The organism is Synechococcus sp. OH2 (assembly GCF_047462155.1).
In the GTDB taxonomy this organism is placed as follows: Bacteria; Cyanobacteriota; Cyanobacteriia; order Thermostichales; family Thermostichaceae; genus Thermostichus.
The window spans coordinates 18,267-18,842 of the sequence record NZ_JANSIR010000078.1 but is presented as its reverse complement, the minus strand read 5'-3'; the positions used below and the strand labels follow the sequence as shown (position 1 = coordinate 18,842).

General features: G+C 62.0%; 1 protein-coding gene. It reads right to left on the bottom strand.

The window, feature by feature from the left end:
* Positions 1-195 precede the first annotated feature (195 nt).
* The coding region (locus tag NW835_RS06770; RefSeq protein WP_414414864.1) for a 3-methyl-2-oxobutanoate hydroxymethyltransferase at positions 196-576 on the bottom strand (381 nt) is incomplete at its 5' end.

The following is a 576-nucleotide window of genomic DNA, read 5'->3' as shown; positions in this document are numbered from 1 at the left end:
AGCGGGTGAGGAACCCCCACCCGCCTACGCGGTGGGGTAGTTCATGTGCGCTGTACATCCTCGGCCAGCCTTGACAGAGGCGGCAATCGGCTGCCCCGACTGGCTCCCCATTTCTGGAGATCCTCACCAAGGGAGAGCAGTAACCAACGACTGAGGTGCCAGAAAGTGATACTTGCGAGTTGCCGAGGGGATGCCCTAGGTGGGGGGAAACAGTCTTTGATGAACATCGCCGACAAAGGCTTCCACCGCTTCTCGGATTACCTCTCGCAGGTTGGCGTAGGCTTTGGCGAAGGGCGGGATCCGCTCACTGAGGCCGAGCAGGTCGTGGGTGACGAGAATTTGGCCGTCGCAGGCCGGGCCAGCCCCAATGCCCAGAGTCGGGATCCCGACTTGCTGGGTGATCTGGGCAGCCAATTCCGCCGGCATGTGTTCCAAAACCAGGGCAAAGGCCCCTGCCCGCTCTAGGCTTAGGGCTTCCTGGCGCAGCCGCTCTGCCTCTGAGGGGGTTTTTCCCTGCTGGAGATACCCCCCCAGTTGATGCTTGGCCTGTGGTGTAAGGCCGATGTGGCCCAAGAC